At 62.6% G+C, this 20,690-nt stretch carries 17 protein-coding genes and 2 tRNA genes; 5 read left to right on the forward strand and 14 right to left on the reverse strand.

Annotation, left to right across the window (positions count from 1 at the left end; all coding sequences use genetic code 11):
* Positions 1-205 precede the first annotated feature (205 nt).
* From E8E68_RS25465 to E8E68_RS25480, 4 genes are all read left to right on the forward strand, one after another.
* Positions 206-292 (forward strand) — tRNA-Leu (locus E8E68_RS25465).
* Between the two features lie 88 nt (positions 293-380).
* Positions 381-467, forward strand: a tRNA-Leu gene (locus E8E68_RS25470).
* Between the two features lie 222 nt (positions 468-689).
* Positions 690-1,703 (forward strand): extracellular solute-binding protein, encoded by a 1,014-nt coding sequence (locus E8E68_RS25475; RefSeq protein ID WP_110745925.1) that lies wholly within the window; start codon positions 690-692, stop codon positions 1,701-1,703.
* Complete coding sequence (locus E8E68_RS25480) at positions 1,703-3,268, forward strand: iron ABC transporter permease (RefSeq protein WP_266029329.1); 1,566 nt, start codon at positions 1,703-1,705, stop codon at positions 3,266-3,268. The genes E8E68_RS25475 and E8E68_RS25480 overlap by 1 nt, the downstream gene beginning before the upstream one ends.
* Before the next feature lie 96 nt (positions 3,269-3,364).
* Here E8E68_RS25480 and E8E68_RS25485 read toward each other — a convergent pair whose 3' ends face one another.
* The 13 genes from E8E68_RS25485 to E8E68_RS25545 form a co-directional block, all read right to left on the reverse strand.
* Positions 3,365-3,832, reverse strand: a complete 468-nt coding sequence (locus E8E68_RS25485) for a DUF2867 domain-containing protein (RefSeq protein WP_280345995.1) — start codon at positions 3,830-3,832, stop codon at positions 3,365-3,367.
* Positions 3,833-3,900: 68 nt separating this feature from the next.
* Positions 3,901-5,835: a methyl-accepting chemotaxis protein gene (locus E8E68_RS25490; protein ID WP_266029331.1), complete on the reverse strand. Its 1,935-nt coding sequence runs from the start codon at positions 5,833-5,835 to the stop codon at positions 3,901-3,903.
* Positions 5,836-6,032: 197 nt separating this feature from the next.
* Positions 6,033-7,325, reverse strand: coding sequence for an adenylosuccinate synthase (locus E8E68_RS25495; protein WP_003249542.1), 1,293 nt, complete (start codon positions 7,323-7,325; stop codon positions 6,033-6,035).
* 56 nt (positions 7,326-7,381) lie between these two features.
* Complete coding sequence (locus E8E68_RS25500) at positions 7,382-8,569, reverse strand: ATP phosphoribosyltransferase regulatory subunit (RefSeq protein ID WP_003249540.1); 1,188 nt, start codon at positions 8,567-8,569, stop codon at positions 7,382-7,384.
* Between the two features lie 301 nt (positions 8,570-8,870).
* A complete protein-coding gene (gene hflC / locus E8E68_RS25505) occupies positions 8,871-9,740 on the reverse strand; it encodes a protease modulator HflC (RefSeq protein ID WP_266029332.1) in 870 nt (289 codons plus the stop codon).
* Entirely contained in the window at positions 9,740-10,921 is a 1,182-nt protein-coding gene (gene hflK, locus E8E68_RS25510) for an FtsH protease activity modulator HflK (protein ID WP_266029333.1), read from the reverse strand. Before hflK ends, hflC begins: the two co-directional genes overlap by 1 nt.
* Positions 10,922-11,017: 96 nt before the next feature.
* Complete coding sequence (hflX, locus tag E8E68_RS25515; RefSeq protein WP_110745939.1) at positions 11,018-12,319, reverse strand: ribosome rescue GTPase HflX; 1,302 nt, start codon at positions 12,317-12,319, stop codon at positions 11,018-11,020.
* 12 nt (positions 12,320-12,331) lie between these two features.
* On the reverse strand, positions 12,332-12,592 hold the full coding sequence (gene hfq, locus E8E68_RS25520) for an RNA chaperone Hfq (protein WP_012274457.1): 261 nt from the start codon (positions 12,590-12,592) through the stop codon (positions 12,332-12,334).
* A 94-nt stretch (positions 12,593-12,686) separates the two neighbouring features.
* Positions 12,687-13,658, reverse strand: coding sequence for a tRNA (adenosine(37)-N6)-dimethylallyltransferase MiaA (gene miaA / locus E8E68_RS25525; protein WP_280346007.1), 972 nt, complete (start codon positions 13,656-13,658; stop codon positions 12,687-12,689).
* 1 nt (position 13,659) lies between these two features.
* Complete coding sequence (gene mutL / locus E8E68_RS25530; protein WP_266029338.1) at positions 13,660-15,558, reverse strand: DNA mismatch repair endonuclease MutL; 1,899 nt, start codon at positions 15,556-15,558, stop codon at positions 13,660-13,662.
* Positions 15,555-16,985, reverse strand: coding sequence for an N-acetylmuramoyl-L-alanine amidase (locus tag E8E68_RS25535; RefSeq protein ID WP_110745942.1), 1,431 nt, complete (start codon positions 16,983-16,985; stop codon positions 15,555-15,557). The genes mutL and E8E68_RS25535 overlap by 4 nt, the downstream gene beginning before the upstream one ends.
* 11 nt (positions 16,986-16,996) lie before the next feature.
* A complete protein-coding gene (tsaE, locus tag E8E68_RS25540) occupies positions 16,997-17,470 on the reverse strand; it encodes a tRNA (adenosine(37)-N6)-threonylcarbamoyltransferase complex ATPase subunit type 1 TsaE (protein WP_012274461.1) in 474 nt (157 codons plus the stop codon).
* Positions 17,458-18,318 carry an NAD(P)H-hydrate dehydratase gene (locus E8E68_RS25545; protein WP_280346012.1) on the reverse strand — a complete coding sequence of 287 codons (861 nt, stop codon included), beginning with the start codon at positions 18,316-18,318 and terminating at the stop codon, positions 17,458-17,460. Before E8E68_RS25545 ends, tsaE begins: the two co-directional genes overlap by 13 nt.
* A gap of 65 nt (positions 18,319-18,383) precedes the next feature.
* Here E8E68_RS25545 and queG point away from each other — a divergent pair, with 65 nt between their 5' ends.
* Positions 18,384-19,448, forward strand: coding sequence for a tRNA epoxyqueuosine(34) reductase QueG (gene queG / locus E8E68_RS25550; protein WP_280346015.1), 1,065 nt, complete (start codon positions 18,384-18,386; stop codon positions 19,446-19,448).
* Positions 19,449-19,526: 78 nt separating this feature from the next.
* Here queG and E8E68_RS25555 read toward each other — a convergent pair whose 3' ends face one another.
* The gene (locus E8E68_RS25555; protein ID WP_280340090.1) at positions 19,527-20,480 is read right to left on the reverse strand and encodes an IS110 family transposase; all 954 of its coding nucleotides are present in this window, start codon (positions 20,478-20,480) and stop codon (positions 19,527-19,529) included.
* Between the last annotated feature and the right edge of the window lie 210 nt (positions 20,481-20,690).

Below are 20,690 nucleotides of genomic sequence, written 5' to 3' on the forward strand. Positions count from 1 at the left end.
CGGCCTTGGACAGCCCCCGCTGCAGTGCATGAACAGCAGGAATAGGCCTGTGGAATCAACAAGTTGAATTTTTTGAAATTTTTTTTGCCTGGGGGGTTTACAGCCCCCCGGACCGTCCGTATAGTGCGCACCACAACGACGGACAAGCCCGCAGTTGTAGTAGAGATTAGCGACGCTGTAAAGCATCAAATAATCTCGAATGTGTGCCCAGGTGGCGGAATTGGTAGACGCGCTGGTTTCAGGTATCAGTGACCGCAAGGTCGTGGAAGTTCGAGTCTTCTCCTGGGCACCAAGTATTTTCAAGTAACAGATGACCAAGGATCTGTTACTACTGTGTGAAAGCGAACGTTTTTCGCATTCATCAGATGATTAAAAGCTTTGCCCAGGTGGCGGAATTGGTAGACGCGCTGGTTTCAGGTATCAGTGACCGCAAGGTCGTGGAAGTTCGAGTCTTCTCCTGGGCACCATACAAAAACCCACTAGCTTGCTAGTGGGTTTTTTCTTGCCTGCGTTTTTTGCCTCCCGCCCTTCCCCGCTATCTCCTTGCCAATAAGGCATAGCCCTGTCGCGGCCTTTTCAGACCGTTGCACCATGGTCTGACCATGAATTTCTCGTCACCCGGCCACTTGAGAAACGATTTCGTTTACCATTGTTTCCGAATATGTAGCCGTAAGCGAGGAAGTACCCGCATGACGATCCGCCCGCAACCGCTGATGCGCACCCTGGCCGCCGCCGTGCTGAGCCTGGTCATCGGCGCCCCGGCCGCCATGGCAGATGCACCGGTCACCCTGACCATGTACAACGGTCAGCACAAGGAAATCGGCGAAGCCATCGCCAAGGCCTACGAGGCCAAGACCGGCATTCACATCAATATCCGCAAGGGCAGCAGCAACCAGCTGGCCAGCCAGATCATCGAGGAAGGCGACCGCTCGCCGGCCGACATCATCTATACCGAAGAGTCCCCGCCACTTAACAACCTTGGCGAGTTGGGCCTGCTGGCAAAGATCGACGACGCCACGCTGAACATGCTGCCCAAGGAATATGTGGCCGCCAACGGCTCCTGGATGGGCGTTACCGCACGCACCCGGGTGGTGGTCTACAACCCGAAGAAGATCGACGAGAAAGACCTGCCGACCACCGTCATGGATTTCGCCAACCCTGAGTGGGACGGCCGCGTCGGCTACGTGCCGACCAGCGGTGCCTTCCAGGAACAGGCCGTAGCCATTCTGAAAATGCACGGCCGCGAAGCCACCGAAGAATGGCTGACCGGTCTGAAAGCCTTCGGCAAGACCTACACCAACAACATGGTCGCGCTGAAAGCCGTTGAAAAAGGCGAAGTCGCTGCCGTGCTGGTGAACAACTACTACTGGTACGCACTGGAGCGTGAGCGCGGCAAGCTCGACTCGAAGTTGTACTACCTGGCCGATGGCGATGCCGGCAACCTGGTGACTATCTCTGGCGCCGCCGCGGTCAAGGCCAGCAAGCACCCGAAAGAAGCCCAGGCTTTGCTCAACTGGATGGCCAGCGAAGAAGGCCAGCGCGTGATCACCCAGACCACCGCCGAATACCCGCTGCATAAAGGCATGGTCTCCGACCGCGGCCTGAAACCGTTCGAGGAGCTGCGCCCACCGAAGATTTCGCCGGCTGACCTGGGCAATGCCGAGGAAGCCATCGAGCTTGAACGTGAGGTCGGCCTGCTCTGATGACCGCCGCCCTGTCCGAGCCGGCGCCGGTACGCTTCGTACCGCGCCGCAAGCGCCCCTCGATCTGGGTGCTGCTGCCTGTGCTGTTCCTGGTGGCGATGAGCCTGCTGCCATTGGCCTATGTCGCCATCAAAGCCTGGGAAGCCGGCTGGCGGGAGGCTTTGCACCTGCTGTGGCGGCCCTTTGTCTGGGGGCTGATGCGCAACACCCTGATGCTGATGGTCGGTGTAACACTGACCTGCATGGTGGTAGGCCTGGCGCTTGCCTGGCTGCTGGAACGTAGCAACCTGGCCGGCCGCCGGCTGTGGGGCGTGGTGCTGTGCCTGCCATTCGCCGTACCGTCGTTCGTCAGCAGCTTTACCTGGGTGTCGCTCAGCTCGGACTTCGAAGGGCTTGGCGGGGCGATCATGGTCATGGCGCTGTCCAAGTACCCGCTGGTGTTCCTGCCGGTGGCCGCCACGCTGCGCAACCTCGATACCTCGCTGGAGGAGTCGGCGCGCACCCTGGGTTGTAGCCGCTGGGGCGTGCTCATCAAGGTCACCCTGCCGCTGTTGTGGCCATCGATGCTCGGTGGCGCGCTGCTGATTGCCCTGCACATGCTGGTGGAGTTCGGCGCCCTGTCGATCCTCGGCCTGCAAACCTTCACCACCGCTATCTACCAACAGTTCGAACTGGAGTTCAGCAATGCCAACGCGGCCATGCTGTCTGCCGTGCTGCTGGCGATGTGTCTGGTGATGCTGTGGCTGGAGTTGCGCGTACGTGGCAAGGCCCGCCATGTACGCATCGGCCAGGGGGTGGCACGCCGCGCACAGCCGGTGCGACTGCGCGGCTGGGCGGTGTTGGCGCAACTGTTCTGCGTGGCCCTGGCGGTGTTGGGCAGCGGTATTCCACTGGCGATGCTTGGCTACTGGCTGAGCGTGGGTTCGTCGGCGGCGTTCCCGGTGGCGGCCATCTCGCAAGCGTTGTTCACCTCGCTGTCGGTGTCACTAGGCGGTGCCGGCTTCTGCGTACTGCTGGCTCTGCCTATCAGCTTTTTGGTGGTGCGCTACAAAGGCCGCCTGGCGATCTGGGCCGAGCGTCTGCCCTATCTGCTGCACGCCCTGCCCGGTCTGGTGATTGCCCTGACCCTGGTGTTCTTCGCCTTGCACTACGTGCCGGCGCTGTACCAGACCACGGCATTGCTGCTGCTGGCCTATGCGCTGCTGTTCCTGCCACTGGCGCAGTCGCCGGTACGAACCGCGCTGAACAAGGCTTCGCCAACGCTGGAGGAGGCCGCACGCACGCTGGGTGCGAGCAGCTTTGCGGCGTTCTGCCGAGTGACCCTGCCGATCATCTTCCCGGCCATGGCCGCGGCTTTCGCGCTGGTGTTCCTGGATGCCATGAAGGAGCTGACTGCCACCCTGCTGCTCAGCCCGACCGGGATGACCACACTGGCCACCGAGGTGTGGGCGCACACGGCCAACGTCGAGTTCGCGGCAGCGGCGCCTTATGCGGCATTGCTGATAGTGGTGTCGGGGTTGCCGGTGTATCTGCTGACTACGCGGATGTATTTGAACAAGGCTTGATCCGCGTCGCCTTCATCCCCGGCAAGCCAGCTCCCACAGGTATCGCGCCGCCCTCAAGGCCTGTGCAGTACCTGTGGGATGCCGGCGATGGAGCCATCAGATGTTCCGCAGCATCCGGCGGACGATTGGCCCATGAGCCTTACCGACGGGCAGCATGTAGAGGCGACCGAAACGATTGAAGCACTGCACCGAGGTGGTCACATTCAAGCGTTGCCAGCCCTGCCCTGCTTCATCCAGATCCATGCTCACCATCACCGCCAGATGCGTGTCACGCGAGGTCAGGACCAGTTGCTGGTCGCTGATTCCCTCGACGGTAAAGAAATCCAGTAGCTCACCCACTGCCGGAACCCGCTCGGGGTTACGCGATGAAAAACCGTGGATAGTGGCAACGTTGAACCGACGCGAGATTAAGTCGCGCAGGCGAAAAGCCATGGCCAGCCAGCCCGGAACGTCCGAGGTCATGGCGCAGTAGGCCTGGATGGCGGTCATTGGTGCGGTGACGCAAATGCCATCGCTATGAAGAAAATCCAGTTCAGCCGGAGCGGCGACCAGTTGGGCGGACATGAACAACTCCCTTTGCCATGTGTCGCCGCCATCATAGCAACACCTCCCACAGAGAACGCATCAGCCGATCAAGCGCGGAATTGGCCAAGGCTTGCCCGTAGCTGCGCGGCCAGGTCATCCAGCACCTTGCTGCTGGCTGTTGTCTGCATCACCACTTCGGCCGAGCGCTCAGCCTGGGCATGGATAGTCTCCACCCGCCCCCGCACGGCCTGCGCCCCGCTCGCCTGCTGCTCAGCTGCGCGGGTCGCCAGGCCAATGGCCGCATGCACCTGCTCCACCGCCGCCTGCACAGACTGCTGCCGGCGCTCGTTATCACGCAGTACCAGCAGCCCTTCGCTGGCCTTGAGCCCGGCCTGGCTGATGGTCGCCACGGCCTCCTTAGCGCCTTTCTGCAACGCCGCGATGTGCGACTGGATATCCCCCGTGGAGCTTTGCGTCTTGCTCGCCAACGCCCGCACCTCATCGGCCACCACGGCAAACCCGCGCCCGGTCTCCCCTGCCCGGGCGGCTTCGATGGCCGCGTTCAGCGCCAGCAGGTTGGTCTGCTCGGCAATGCCGTGGATCACCGTCAACACCACTTCGATCTGCTCGCTTTGCTTGGCCAGCCGCTCGATCACCTGGGAGCCCGTCTGCACCTGGCCTGCCAGGTTCTCGATCAACCCCGCGAGCTGGGTCGAGGTGCGGCTGTTTTCGTCGGTGGCCTGGCGGATATCCACCACCTGTTTCAAGGCCGCCTGCATCGCATGGCTTTCGGCCTGAGCTTCATCGGCCATGCTCGAAAGGTCGCGCAGGCTGGCTGCCACTTCATCGCGTTGCAATGCGGCGGCAGCATCCGCGCCAGCGTTGCGCTGGGCCATCGCGCCAATCTCCACACCCGTGCGCTGCGCCACCTCGCCCGCCTCACGCACGATCGGTTGCAACTTGTCGACAAAGCGATTCACAGCCGAAGCCATGTCGCCAATTTCGTCACGGCTGTCGAGCGGCACGCGCTTGGTCAAGTCGCCCTCACCCGCCGCCAGGTCGTCCAGGGCGGTAATCAGCAGGCGCAGCTTGCTCAGGACCCGACGACCAAGCACCACGGCCACCACCAGCAACACGCACAGGCCGACCAGCACCAGGCCCAGACCGATACGCCAGCGCAGCTCAGCAGCAGCATCGCGCACGGTCTGCGCGGTATTGGCCTGCATTGCGGCAGCGCTGCCCTGCGCCTTCTCCAGGCGCTCACGCAGAGTCTTGCCACTGTCGGCGGCAGCACCGACCAAGCTGTCGCCGACCAGTTGCTCACCACTGGCGATCAGCGCAGCGAAGCGCTGGTCGAGGGCCTTCAGTTCCTGATCGATGCCGGCAGTGGATACGCCCATCACCACCTTGCCGATTTCTGCACCATTGGGGTTGATCGAGGCTTCTACGAAATACACCCCTGGGTCGCGCCGGGCGGCATCGATCACTTTGTCCAAGGCGCGCTCACCCTGGCCTTTTTCCATCAGTGCCTGGTTGATCGGATTCTGCCGGTTCAGGTAGCGGGTCAGGTGCTGGCCCTGGGCGTCGTCGTAGACAACGAACAGCACATTGGGATTGCGCTGGGCACGGCGAGCGAAATCGGAGAGCACTGGCACATCGTTGTCCCAGATTGCCCGCGGGGCAACCGAAGCCAGCAGCTCGGCCATGTCGTTGGCGGAATCCTTGAGGTTCTTTTCCAGGGTGCTGCGCAGTTGCTGCTGTTCGCTTTGCAGGCGCTCCGACAACCCGGCACTCAGGCGCTGGCGGGTGCTGCTGGAAAGGCTGTCCAGGCCCGCGCGCACATCCTGCCCGGCCTGCTCCAGGTCGCTGGCGAGTTGGCGGCTGTCATCGCCCAGGCGTTCACCCAAGTCGGCTTCCAAAGCGGTGACCGTGCTGCGAGTGAGGGCAACTGCAACCAGCACCTGCACCAATAGAGCGATACCAAGGGCAACAAACACAGGCCGCAAAAGGCGGCTTCGTAACAGTGAGAGGATGGCAGACACGGTGTAACCCTCGTGTTTTCTGGCGCCACTATTTTGATGGCATCTTCAGAAACTTCTTACAGCAAGGGTTGTGCCGGAGGCAGCAGGGATAAACGCCAAGGTTCAGCAAGGGGGGCTGCCTGTCGTGGCGTACCGCACAAATGAAAACGCCGCAGCCCCTTTCAGGGCCGCGGCGTCAGATCAGCCTGGAGGGCGGATCAGGCGAACGGGTGACGCAGCACGATGGTCTCGTTGCGGTCCGGGCCGGTCGAAATGATGTCGATCGGCGCGCCTACCAGCTCTTCGATGCGCTTGATGTAGTCACGCGCAGCTTGTGGCAGCTCTTCCAGGGTTTTCACGCCCAGGGTCGACTCGCTCCAGCCTGGCATCTCTTCGTACACCGGCTCCAGGCCAATGTAGCTGTCGGCATCGGAAGGCGCGTCGATGACAGCGCCGTTCTCGTTCTTGTAGCCAACACAGATGTTGATGGTTTCCAGGCCGTCCAGTACGTCCAGCTTGGTCAGGCAGATGCCAGAGATGCTGTTGACGTCGATGGCGCGACGCAGGATCACGGCATCGAACCAACCGCAGCGGCGAGCGCGGCCGGTAGTGGAACCGAACTCGTGGCCACGTTTGGCCAAGGTAGCGCCAGTCTCGTCGAACAGTTCGGTCGGGAAAGGACCGGAACCTACGCGAGTGGTGTAGGCCTTGGTGATGCCGAGGATGTAGTCGAGGTACATCGGGCCAACGCCGGAACCGGTAGAGATACCGCCAGCAGTGGTGTTGGAGCTGGTGACGTACGGGTAGGTACCGTGGTCGATGTCCAGCAGCGAGCCTTGGGCGCCTTCGAACATGATGTCCTTGCCGGCGCGACGCAGGTTGTGCAGCTCGGCGGTGACGTCGAGCATCATCGGCTTGAGCTGTTCGGCGTAAGCCATGCACTCGTCCAGGGTCTGCTGGAAGTCGATGGCTGGCTCTTTGTAGTAGTTCACCAGCTGGAAGTTGTGGTAGTCCAGCAGCTCACCCAGCTTGGCGGCGAAACGCTCGCGGTGGAACAGATCGCCCACACGCAGGCCGCGGCGGGCAACCTTGTCTTCGTAGGCTGGGCCGATACCACGGCCGGTGGTGCCAATCTTGGCTTCGCCACGGGCTTTTTCGCGGGCCTGGTCCAGGGCCACGTGGTACGACAGGATCAGCGGCGCAGCCGGAGAGATGCGCAGGCGCTCGCGCACGGGCACGCCCTTCTCTTCCAGCTTGGTGATTTCACGCATCAGCGCATCCGGGGCAACGACCACGCCGTTACCGATCAGGCACTGTACGCCCTCACGCAGGATGCCGGACGGAATCAGGTGCAGAACGGTCTTTTCACCGTTGATCACCAGGGTGTGGCCCGCGTTGTGACCACCCTGGTAGCGCACTACGGCGGCAGCATGTTCGGTCAGCAGATCGACGATCTTGCCTTTGCCCTCATCACCCCACTGGGTGCCCAGGACGACGACATTCTTACCCATTACATTGGTCCTCATTCACGCAAACTTGGTTGCCGGCCTGTTGCCGACGCAGAAACTCACTGGGCCAGCGGCAGAACCTGCCAGCGCCCGTCTTGCTGAATCAATTGCCGATCACAATCCGCCTCGAGAGCAGCACTCAACGGCTGGCCAGGCAAAGCCTGGACCACACGCTGGCCCTCGTTGCGCAACTGGCAGACTTGCTGCCAGAGGGCCGCGTCGCCACTGTCCGGCATCCAGATGCCGCCAGTTGGCAATACGACCTCCGCTCGCCCCAGTGTGACCAGGGTCTTCAAATCCGTGGAGAAACCGGTAGCCGGGCGTGCCCGGCCAAAGTCGGCGCCGATGTCGTCGTAGCGCCCGCCCTGGGCGATCGATTGACCTTCGCCCGGGACAAACACGGCGAACACCACGCCAGTGTGGTAGTGGTAACCGCGCAGCTCGCCGAGGTCGAAGTACAGCGGCAGGTCCGGGTAGCGCGACGCCAGGCGGTCAGCGATCGCCAGCAGGTCGTCCAGCGCTGCCAGCACGCTGGCCGGGGCACGGCCCAGCCGCACACGGGCTTCGGCCAGGACTTCGCGACCACCGCACAACTCGACCAACGCACGCAGCATGTTGCCCAGGTCCTTCGGCAGGTCGGCGGTCAGCGCCTGGACTTCATCGACGGCCTTGCGCTGCATGGCGTCGAACAGCTGTTGCTCGACCGCACCGGAGAGGCCGGCAGCACGGGCCAGGCCGCGGTAGATACCGACGTGGCCGAGGTCCATGTGCACATCCGGCACATCGGCCAGCTGCAGCGTGGCGAGCATCAGGCTGATGACTTCAACGTCGCTGGTCGGACTGGCGTCGCCGTACAGCTCGGCACCCAGCTGAATCGGGCTGCGCGAGGTCGACAGTGCCCGCGGCTGGGCGTGCAGCACGCTGCCGGCGTAGCACAGGCGGCTCGGGCCTTCACGGCGCAGGGTGTGGGCGTCGATGCGCGCCACCTGCGGGGTGAAGTCGGCGCGGAAGCCCATCAGGCGGCCGGACTGCGGGTCCACCACCTTGAAGGTGCGCTGATCCAGGTCCTGGCCGGCGCCGGTCAACAGCGACTCCAGGTACTCGATATGCGGGGTGACGACCAGTTCGTAGCCCCAACTCTGGAACAGGTCCAACACCTGGCGGCGCGCGATCTCGATGCGCGCAGCCTCAGGTGGCAGTACTTCCTCGATGCCATCTGGCAGCAGCCAGCGGTCTACCGTTGCCATTACGCCATTTCCCCTCTGGTCCGGGCGGCTAGCCAGCAGGCGAGCCGTCAGTAAAGCCGGTATCGCGCACAGCAGCGGGCAGCACTGATCCCAGCGCAGCCACCGTACCCGATACCCTCGAATTGCCTTGCGAGCTGACCAAACCGTCAACTGGCGCTGTGCCAATCAACCTTGCAGACGCAAAAAAGCCGGGAAATTTCCCGGCTGCCTCATCATACACCCCTTTTCATTCAGGATGCACCCCGCCTGGTGTTTTAGCTGCCAGGCGGGGCGCCGCTGCACGAAAATCAGGGCCTGAGCATCACGGCTTGCTCTTGTCCAGGAAGCGGAAGAACTCGTTCTTCGGGTCCAGGACCAGCACGTCGCTCTTGCTCGAGAAGCTCTCGCGGTACGCTTTCAGGCTACGGTAGAACGCGTAGAAATCCGCGTCCTGGGTGTAAGCCTTGGCGTAAATGGCGGCCGCCTGGGCGTCACCGTCACCGCGGGTCTCTTCTGCTTCGCGATAAGCCTCGGCCAGCAGCACGCGGCGCTGACGGTCGGCATCGGCACGAATACCTTCAGCCAGCTCGTTACCCTTGGCACGGTGCTCGCGAGCTTCACGCTCACGCTCGGTGCTCATACGGTCGAACACGCTGCGGTTGACTTCCTTCGGCAGGTCGATGGCCTTGACGCGCACATCGACCACTTCGATACCCAGCTCTTTGTTGGCCATGCGGTTCAGCGATGCAGTGATGTCAGCCATCAGTGCATCACGCTCACCGGATACCACTTCGTGCAGGGTGCGTTTACCGAACTGGTCACGCAGGCCGCTTTCCAGGCGACGGGACAGGCGCTCGTCGGCGATCTGCTTCATGCCGGAGGTGGCGGTGTAGAAGCGCTCGGCATCCTTGACGCGCCACTTGGCGTAGGCGTCGACCATCACCGCTTTCTTCTCCAGGGTCAGGAACCGCTGGGTCGGGGCGTCGAGGGTCATGAGGCGGGCGTCGAACTTGCGCACCTGGTTCACGTACGGGATCTTCACGTGCAGGCCTGGCTGGACATCTGCCTGGACCACCTTACCGAAACGCAGCATGACTGCACGCTCGGTCTGGGACACGATGTAGAAGCTGTTCCAGGCCACGATGGCCAGGACCACGGCAGCGATCAGGGCGATCAGCGATCTATTGCTCATCAGCGGCTCTCCCTAGTACGCAGCTGCTGCTGTTGCTGTTGCAGGTCCTGCGCTGCACGCGCGGCCGCATCGTTGGCCGATGGCGACACTGTGGCAGCTGGCGCGGAGGTGTTGCGGCCACCTTCGACCATCTTGTCCAGCGGCAGGTAGAGCAGGTTGTTCTGCCCGTCCTTGGTCGCCACCATGACTTTGCTCGAATTGCTGTAGACCTCTTGCATGGTCTCCAGGTACAGACGCTGACGGGTCACATCAGGTGCTTTGTGGTACTCGGTGACCAGCTTGCTGAAGCGGTCGGCCTCACCCTTGGCACGAGCGATGACTTCGTCGCGGTAACCGTTGGCGTCCTCGATGATGCGCTGGGCCTGACCACGGGCTTCCGGCACCACGCCATTGGCGTAGGACTCGGCCTGGTTGCGGGCACGCTGCTCGTCTTCGCGGGCACGGATCACGTCGTCGAAGGCTTCCTGCACTTCACGCGGGGCTGCCGCGCTCTGTACGTTGACCTGGGTAACGGTGATACCGGTACGGTAGTTGTCGAGGAAGCGCTGCAGGCGTTCGCGGATATCCACGGCCATCTGCTCACGGCCTTCGGTCAACACCTGATCCATCGAGGTGGAACCCACCACGTGGCGCAGGGCACTTTCGGTCGCGTGCTGCAGGCTGACCTCGGGCTGGTCGACGTTGAGCACGAAGTCCTGCAGGTTACTGATCTTGTACTGGACGGTCAGCGGCACCTCGACGATGTTCTCGTCTTCGGTCAGCATCTGCCCCTGCTTGGTGTAGGCACGCTCGCGCGTGACGTTTTCCATGTACTTGCGATCGAGCGGCGGGAAGTAGATGTTCAGGCCGGGACCGACCGTCTCATAGTACTTGCCGAAGCGCAGCACAACGGCCTGCTCCTGCTCGTCGACCACGTACACGGCACTGTACAGCCAGATGGCAGCCAGCACCGCCAGGCCTATGCCCAGCAGGCCAAGGCCACCGCCCTTGCCGACATTGCGGTCACCGCCGCCACGTTTCTTTTTACCGCCGAACATGCCGTTCAGGCTGTCCTGCAGTTTGCGGAAGGCCTCGTCCAGATCCGGCGGACCTTTCTTGTCACCACCACCGCCACCGCCACCACGGCGGCCGCCCCAGGGATCCTGATTGTTCGAGTTGCCACCCGGCTCGTTCCAAGCCATAGCGCTCTCCATCTGATAAAGCAAAGACGCGCCCACGGCGCGCCGTCCAATGCTACAGAATGCCTGTCACTGCTGCCCGGCGACCTCGACGGGCATTTATTGCAAAGTGTGTTGCTCGACAAACACTTGCGGCTCCATGCCTTCGCGGCTGACCAGGCGATTCAGTTCCACCATGGGCAGTCGCACGCTCAGCAGGCTGCGCCCTTCTTCATCATGCTCTTCACTCTGCACCGCTCCCAGGGCAAAGAATTGCGCGCGCAGGCGGGCAAAACGCTGCTCCAGGCACAGGGTGCCGACAAACAGATCATCCCCCAGCAACTCGGCAATCGCCTGGCCAACCAGCTCCAGGCCACGCCCATCACGTGCCGATACCCAGACCCGTTCCGGCTTGCCATCGGCATTGCGCTGGATCTGTGGCTCGACATCTTCGAGCAGGTCGAGTTTGTTATACACCTCGAGGATCGGCAACCCTTCGGCACCAATCTCGCCCAATACGGCCAGCACTTGCTCGATCTGTTCCATGCGCTCTGGCTCATGGGCGTCGATCACATGCAGCAGCAGATCGGAATTGCTCGACTCTTCGAGCGTAGCCCGAAATGCCTCGACCAGCTTGTGCGGCAGGTGGCGAATGAAGCCCACGGTGTCGGCCAGCACGATCGGCCCCAGGTCGTTGAGCTCAAGCCGGCGCAGGGTCGGGTCGAGGGTGGCGAACAGCTGGTCCGCGGCGTATACCTCGGATTGGGTCAGGGCGTTGAACAACGTGGATTTGCCGGCGTTGGTATAACCTACCAGCGACACCGAAGGGATATCCGCGCGTTTGCGCCCGCGACGCGCCTGCTCGCGCTGGCTGCGCACCTTCTCCAGGCGCGATTTGATCTGGCGAATGCGCACTCGCAACAGGCGGCGGTCGGTTTCCAGCTGGGTTTCACCCGGACCGCGCAGGCCGATACCACCTTTCTGACGCTCAAGGTGAGTCCAGCCGCGTACCAGTCGCGTGCTCATGTGCTCCAGCTGGGCCAGTTCGACCTGCAGCTTGCCTTCATGGGTACGCGCCCGCTGGGCGAAAATATCGAGGATCAGCCCGGTACGGTCGAGCACACGGCACTCGAACACACGTTCAAGGTTGCGCTCCTGACTGGGCGTGAGGGTGTGATTGAAAATCACCAGGTCTACCTGTTCGGCATGGACCAGGTCGTGCAGCTCTTCGACCTTGCCACTGCCAATCAGGTATTTGGCGGAAGGCTGATGCCTTGACACCGTGACCAGAGAGACGATGTCGGCACCGGCCGACAATGCCAGTTCCTGAAACTCCTGCGGGTCTTCGCGCGCCTCAGGGTTCTGACCTTCCAAGTGAACGAGCAACGCCCGCTCACCACCACCGTGGCGCTCAAAGAACAATGCAGGCTCCTATCAGGCGTTGCCTGGCTCGCTGTCGCCGTGCTCGCCGTCGGTCGGGCTTGGCAGGCGGACCGGACGGGCCGGAACGACGGTCGAAATGGCGTGCTTGTAGACCATCTGGCTGACAGTGTTCTTCAGCAGTACCACGAACTGGTCGAACGATTCGATCGAACCCTGCAGCTTGATACCGTTGACCAGGTAGATGGAAACCGGGACCTTTTCTTTTCTCAAGGTGTTCAAGTAAGGGTCTTGTAGCGAATGCCCTTTTGACATATGCCGCACTCCTGTAAGGATAAATAATAGAAAATCAATAAAATCGATATATTAGGCCGCCCCTTCGCAAGAATAGACGGCAATCAGCAGGGACTCAGCTCAATATGGAGACGGCCCCAAGGTATTTCAAGGTGCGGGACAGATTGTCGCAGGCCAGGCTGTCAAGCCAGTGTACGTCAGGCCAGCCACGCAACCAGGTGAACTGCCGCTTGGCCAGCTGCCTGGTAGCAATGATACCGCGTTCACGCATCTCATTCTCAGTCAGCTTGCCGTCCAGGTAATCCCAGACTTGCCGATAACCCACTGCCCGTATAGACGGCAGCCCGGCGTGCAAGTCACTTCTGGCTCGCAGCGATCGGACCTCGTCAACGAAGCCCTGTTCCAGCATCTGCGAAAATCGTAACGCAATTCGCTGATGCAAAATGTGACGATCTGTAGGAGCAATCGCCAAACTGGCGACAGTATAGGGCAAATGCCCGTCAGCGCCTGCGTCTGCGCCGCGACTTTCCGCGAATTGACGTTGGCGATGTGCCGTCATGCTCTGGCCGCTCACCCGGTAAACCTCAAGCGCACGAATCAGCCGCTGCGGGTCGTTGGGGTGAATGCGCGCCGCCGACTCCGGGTCGACCTCAGCCAGTTGGCGGTGCAGCTCGGCCAGGCCCAACGCTTCGGCTTGGGCTTCCAGCTCGGCGCGTACCGCGGCATCGGCTGCTGGCATGTCGGCCAGGCCATCGATCAACGCCTTGTAATAGAGCATGGTGCCACCGACCAGCAGCGGGATCTTGCCGCGCGCAGTGATCTCGGCCATGGCCTCGAGGGCGTCGGCGCGAAACTGCGCGGCCGAGTAGCTCTCGGCCGGGTCACGGATGTCGATCAACCGGTGCGGGTGGGCGGCGAGGATTTCTTTCGAGGGCTTGGCCGAACCGATGTCCATGCCACGATAGACCAGCGCCGAATCGACACTGATCAGCTCACACGGCAGCACTTTGGTCAGTTCGATGGCCAAGTCGGTCTTGCCGGCCGCCGTCGGGCCCATCAGGAATATTGCAGGGGGCTTGCCGCTCATTTCATCGACCGCGCAGGAAGAGTTTGTCCAGGTCGTCCAGGCCCATCTGGGTCCAGGTAGGCCGGCCATGGTTGCACTGGCCACTGCGCTCGGTGTTTTCCATGTCACGCAGCAGGGCATTCATCTCGGGAATGGCCAGGCGCCGGTTGGCGCGCACTGCGCCGTGGCAGGCCATGGTACCGAGCAGTTCGTTGAGGTGCGCCTGGATACGATCGCTGGTGCCGTATTCCATCAGATCGGCAAGCACGTCCTGCACCAGGCGGTTGGCCTCGGCCTGCTTGAGCAAGGCCGGGATCTGGCGGATCGCCAAAGTTTCCGGGCCCAGGCGCTGCAATTCGAAACCCAGGCGCTGGAACCATTGCGCGTGCTCCTCGGCACAGTCAGCCTCACGCTGGCTGAGGGCGAGGGTTTCCGGCACCAGCAACGGCTGGCCGCTGAGGCCTTCGCTGGCCATGGCCACCTTCAGGCGCTCGTACATGATCCGCTCGTGGGCGGCATGCATGTCAACCAGTACCAGGCCAACGGCGTTCTCGGCCAGGATGTAGATGCCCTTGAGCTGCGCCAGCGCGTAGCCCAGTGGGGGAATGTCACCCTGGCTTTCAGGCAGGGCCGTCCCCGAGCCCGCAGTATTCTCCAGCGGCTTGTAAAATTCGCGATACACCGCCTGCGTCTCGGCGACAGGCAACGGCTGCGAAGGGCGTGGGGTGTACTGGTACTGGTAACCGGCACCGCTACCGCCATTGGAGATCGTATGCTGCGGCGCCTGTGGTCGTTCAAGCACAGGTGAGGCCAGGCGCATTTCACCCTGAGGGCCGAACTCACCAGCCTGCTGGCCGGTGGGGCGTACCAGGTCAGGCACGGCAGCGGGCGCTGCGAGCTGGTCCTCCGGGCGGACATCGGCCAAGGCACGGTGCAAGGTGCCGTAGAGGAAGTCGTGCACCGAGCGCCCTTCGCGGAAGCGCACTTCATGCTTGGTGGGGTGCACGTTGACATCCACGCCGTTGGGCTCGAGCTCCAGGAACAGCACGAAAGTCGGGTGCCTGCCATTGAACAGCACGTCTCGGTAAGCTTGGCGCACGGCGTGGGCGACCAGCTTGTCGCGCACCGCTCGGCCGTTGACGAAGAAGTACTGCAGGTCGGCCTGGCTACGCGAGAAAGTTGGCAGACCGACCCAGCCCCACAGGCGCAGGCCGTTGCGCTCGACGTCGATCGGCAGCGCCTGCTCCATGAAGCCCGGGCCGCAGATGGCGCCCACTCGCCGCGCACGCGCCACTTCATCATGGGCTTCGTGCAGGCTGAGAATGCTCTTGCCGTTGTGGCGCAGGTGGAAGCCCACATCGAAACGCGCCAGCGCCAACCGGCGGATCACTTCCTGCAAGTGATCGAACTCGGTTTTCTCGGCCTTGAGGAATTTCCGGCGCGCCGGGGTATTGAAGAACAGATCGCGCACTTCCACCGACGTGCCTACGGGGTGCGCCGCCGGCTGCACCCGCGGCAGCATGTCCCGGCCTTCGGTTTCTACCTGCCAGGCCTCTGTGGCACTGGCGGTGCGCGACGTCAGGGTCAGGCGCGCCACCGAGCTGATCGAGGCCAAGGCCTCGCCTCGGAAGCCCAGGCTCAACACGCCTTCAAGGTCTTCCAGCTCGCGGATCTTGCTGGTGGCGTGACGAGCCAGGGCCAATGGCAAGTCATCGGCGGAAATACCACTGCCATCGTCGCGCACTTTCAGCAGCTTGACGCCGCCCTGCTCCACTTCCACATCGATGCGCCGGGCACCAGAGTCCAGGCTGTTTTCCAGCAGCTCCTTGGCCACCGAGGCCGGCCGCTCGACAACCTCGCCAGCAGCAATCTGGTTGGCCAGCCGCGGGCTAAGCAGCTGGATGCGCGAACCGCCACTCATTGCGAGGCCAGTGTGGTGGCAGGGATGTCGAGGCGTTGGCCTACCTTCAGCTCATCGGTCTTGAGGCTGTTGCTGCTGCGCAGGCTGGCCACGCTGACCTGGTAGCGCACCGCGAGCATCGCCAGGGTTTCGCCTGGGCGCACGGTGTGCTCGCGCGGGCCGGCGGCGATCTTGCCAGTGTCACGCAACCAGGCGATATAGGTGCCAGGCGGCGGATTCTGCTGGAAGTACTGGCGCACGCCGGTGTGGATCGAACGCGCCAAGGCCTGCTGGTGGCTGGCAGTGGCCAGTTTGGCAGCTTCGTTGTTGTTTGAGATGAACCCGGTTTCAACGAGGATCGATGGAATATCCGGCGACTTCAGCACCATGAAGCCTGCTTGCTCCACCCGCTGCTTGTGCAGCGAGGTGATGCGGCCCATGTTGCCCAGTACCTTTTGCCCGACATTCAGGCTGGAGCTGAGCGTGGCCGTCATCGACAGGTCGAGCAGCACACCGGCCAGCATGCGGTCCTTGTCGTCGAGGCTTACATTACCGGCACCACCGATCAGGTCGGAGCGGTTTTCCGTGTCAGCCAGCCAACGTGCGGTCTCGGAGGTAGCGCCGCGGTCAGACAAGGCGAATACCGAGGCACCGAAGGCAGCGCGCGACGGCGCGGCGTCGGCGTGAATCGAGATGAACAGGTCGGCGCCCTTCTTGCGGGCGATTTCCGTGCGCTTGCGCAGCGGAATGAAGTAGTCGCCGGTACGCGTCAGCTCGGCACGGAAGCCTTTTTCGGTATTCAGCTGGCGTTGCAGTTCCTTGGCGATCTGCAGCACGATGTCTTTTTCGTGCTGGCCACGCGAGCCCGAGGCGCCAGGGTCTTCGCCGCCGTGACCGGCGTCGATGGCAACCACGATGTCACGCTTGCCGCTGGGTACGGGTGGCAGCTTGATGGCGGGCTGGGCCGGGCTCACCGGCACCGCTGGCGTGGTCGCAGGCGTCTGCACCGGGGCCGGCGCCGGGGTTGGCGCGCTGGCCGCGATCGCATCGGCTTCCTGGTCGTACAGGTCAACCACCAGGCGGTTGCCGTACTGGGCATTGGGCGCCAGGGTAAAGCTTTTCGGGGTAACCGACTTTTTCAGGTCGACCACCACGCGCAAGTCGGTCGGGGTACGCTGGGCCGAACGCACACTGCTGATCGGCGTATTGGAGGTCGCCACGTTCAACGGCGCGGCCAGGGTCGCACCATTGATGTCGATGACCAGGCGATCAGGCGCACTCAGGGTGAAGACGCTGTGCTGCACGGGGCCAGACAGGTCGAAGACCAGCCGCGTGTTGTCTGGCGCGCGCCACAGGCGCATGCTCTTGACTTGAGTGACGGCCAGAGCGTCAACGGTCACCGTTGTCAGCAGCAGCCCAACGATGGCGACCAGCGCGCGTATGCGCATACCTACCCCACTTACTGTTTATAGTGTTCGGCCAGTGCCACGCACCAGGCCTCGCCGCGAGCCCCCTGCGGCGAAAGGATCAGCGAGCGTCCGCCCGCTTGGGGGCTTATGGTAATGGTCAGGTCAGGCTTTGGCAAAACGCCCGCACCCTTTTGTGGCCATTCGAACAGGCACAGCGGGTCGCCTTCGAAATAGTCACGAATGCCCATGAACTCCAGCTCCTCCGGATCGACCAGGCGATACAGGTCGAAGTGAAAAGCTCGGACCTCGCCGATCTCATAGGGTTCGACCACGGTGAAGGTCGGGCTTTTCACTGCACCAGTATGGCCCAGGCCGCGGATCAGGCCACGCGACAGGGTGGTTTTGCCCGCCCCCAGGTCGCCCTCGAGGAAAATAACGCCGCGACCACCGGTCACCTCGGCCATCTTCGCACCAAAGTCGACCGTGGCCGCTTCATCGGCCAGAAACAGATTTAAGCCAGACACGCAGAATGCTCCTCCAACAACTCACGAATGACCGGCGCCAGATCACTGGCCGCCAGGCCTCTACCTTCTACCCCCAGACGCTCGCCAGCACAGGCATGCACCCAAGTGCCCAAGCACGCCGCGCTCCACGCGTCCAGGCCTTGGGCCAATAGCGCCGCCAGAACGCCAGTCAGCACATCGCCCAGGCCGGCCCCGGCCATTGCCGGGTGGCCACGCTCGCACAGCGCCAGCTGGCCGCCCGGGTTCGCCACCAGCGTGCCGGCCCCCTTTAGCACACAGACGCTGTTGTAACGGCGCGCCAGCTTGCGTGCCGCCCCCGGGCGGTCAGCCTGCACCGCCTCGGTGGATATGCCCAGCAGACGTGCTGCCTCCCCAGGGTGCGGGGTCAGGATGCTGCCACTGGGCAGGGCCAGCGGAGTGCGCGCCAGCAAGTTCAGGGCGTCGGCGTCCCACACCTGCGGCCGCTCGGCATGGGCGACTGCCGACAACAGGCTACGGCCCCACGCCGCCTGCCCAAGGCCAGGGCCGACCACCAGCACCGTGGCGCGTTCCAGCACGCCCATCAGCTGGTTGGCCGAACTGGCGCCCAGGCACATGACCTCAGGCAGGCGCGCCAGGCTCGCGGCCACATGTTCGGGCCGGGTCGCGACGCTGACCAACCCGGCGCCACAGCGCAGCGCGGCTTCGGCGCTTAGCAATACTGCGCCACCGGTGCCGAGGTCGCCACCGACCACCAGCACATGGCCGAAGTCGCCCTTATGGGCATGCGCATCCCGCGCCGGCAGGTGTGCGACGGTCACGCTGCTGAGCTGTTGCGGGGCATTGCCGGGGTGTTTGGTCTGCGGCATGGGGTCAAAGGCTCCAATGTCTGGCAGAATTATACGCACCTGAGCCCGTATTGCCTTGCCCATCCATGTCCGCGTCTACACCTGACCTCGCCCAACTGGCCCAATCGATCAAGATCTGGGGCCAGGAACTCGGTTTTGCCCACGTTGGCATCGCCGGGGTCGACCTTGGCGAACACGAACACCACCTGCAGCGCTGGCTCGACGCCGGCTACCAGGGCGAAATGGAGTACCTGGGCGCCCACGGCAGCAAAAGGTCACACCCCGACCAACTGATCCCGGGTACGGTGCGCGTGGTCTCGCTGCGCATGGACTACCTGCCCGGCGACACCCAAATGGCCCAGCGCCTGGCCCAACCAGAGAAAGCCTACGTGTCGCGCTACGCGCTGGGCCGCGACTACCACAAGCTGGTACGCAAACGCGTGCAGTTCCTGGCTGACCGCATTCAGGAAGCCATCGGTCCGTTCGGCTACCGAGCTTTCGTCGACAGCGCCCCGGTACTGGAAAAAGCCTTGGCCGAGCAAGCCGGGTTGGGCTGGATCGGCAAGAATACCCTGCTGCTCAACCGCAAGGCGGGCAGTTACTTCTTCCTCGCCGAACTGTTCGTCGACCTGCCGCTGCCGGTGGACGAAGCCACCACCAGTGAACACTGCGGCCGCTGCCAGGCCTGCCTGGACGTCTGCCCGACCCAGGCTTTTGTCGGGCCCTATGTACTGGACGCGCGGCGCTGCATCTCGTACCTGACCATCGAGCTGAGGGGGCCGATCCCGGTCGAGTTGCGTTCGATGATGGGCAACCGGGTGTTCGGTTGCGATGACTGCCAGATCGTCTGCCCATGGAACCGCTTTGCCAAGCACAGCCAGGAGCAGGACTTCCAACCCCGGCACGGGCTGGAGAATGCCGAGTTGGCGCAGATGTTCCTGTGGGATGAACGCACCTTCCTGCGCAAGACCGAGGGCGGGCCGTTGCGCCGGGCGGGGTATGAGCGGTTCTTGCGCAACCTGGCGGTGGGGTTGGGCAATGCGCCATCGACGATTCCGGTGATCGAGGCGCTGAAGGCACGGCGTGACGATGAATCGGAACTGGTGCGCGAGCATGTCGAGTGGGCGCTGGCCCGACACGGCGCGCAATAGCGACCAGCCTCAGCGCTTCGCGCGAGATTCTGGATCAGCCTCAAGCCTGCGGGGTCCCTGTGGGAGATTCTATGGTTTTCAGCAAGCCAATTTCCGGCTTTTGGTGACGTATTCGCCCTGATCTCGCATCAGGGCGAATGCGACGCGAGCGAGCTTGCGAGCCAAGATCACTAGTGCCTGGGTCGTTGCTTTACCGTTGCTCCGATACTGCTCATACACGTCCTTCCAGGTAGTTGACCTACTGGCCGACATCGCTGCGTTATGCAACAAACGACGAATCTCCGAACAGCCTCGCTTTGTAAGGCGGCGGCGTCCATTCTTTTGCCCGGAGTCATTCACTCGCAGGTCCATCCCCAAGAAGGCGATGTAAGCGTCACTGCTTTTGAATTCGCCTCTGATAAACGCCATTACCAGTGCTGACGCTGTGAGAAAACCAATACCTTCCACGGCCTGGCAGCGAATAACCTGTTCAAGCAGCCCTGCCTCTCGCAATACTTCTTTGATCTTCTTTTGTATCAGCAAGTCCAGCCGTTCTATCGACTTGACGAAGGTTTCGAAGGCTGCTTTCAACAGGCCCTCGTTAGCCCAGCTCTGCGTCATTGCAGTACGGGCCGATACCAGCGCAGCCCTGCGCCGCAGAAGGCTCTGCAGCTTGCCGTAGACGGCGGGAGGCGGGGTCCAAGGGCGAAGATCCTCACCCTCGTTTTTCAGAAAACGGGACAGCAACCGCGCATCGGACGGGTCAGTTTTGACTCGGCCGCCAACACTCTTGCGATAGTTACTCAGTTGAAATCCATCAATGACATAAACATCAAAGCCCATGCCGTGGGCTAGCTCGACCAGATCCAAGTGATAGATGTTGGTCGCTTCAACGGCGATAGCCGTGTTCAGTGGCTGCTGCTTGAGCCACTTATTGATTTCAGATTTGGAGTTTTTCAGCTTGATGATCTCATCACGCTCCTCGTGATGGATCACCAATTCAGCTTTTGCAACGTCCGCTCCAATGATCGACTTCACTACCTGCATTGCCATCGGCGGCTCTCCACGTTATGGTTTTTCGGCTTGAAGGGCTTTCACCAAGAGGCGCTGGCTTGCTTCTATCGTCGCTTGCAAACGATGCATTCTTTATCGGCGCTTTGGTGGAAGGGGTGGGGCGATGTCTCCCACGGTCTGTACTGCTCGTAACAGTCAGAATCGGGCATTTAGTCCCACCACCCCTTCAAGTCTAACCATACAAGCGGG

Origin of the sequence: Pseudomonas sp. BN607 (genome assembly GCF_029871175.1) — a bacterium.
Classification (GTDB): domain Bacteria; phylum Pseudomonadota; class Gammaproteobacteria; order Pseudomonadales; family Pseudomonadaceae; genus Aquipseudomonas.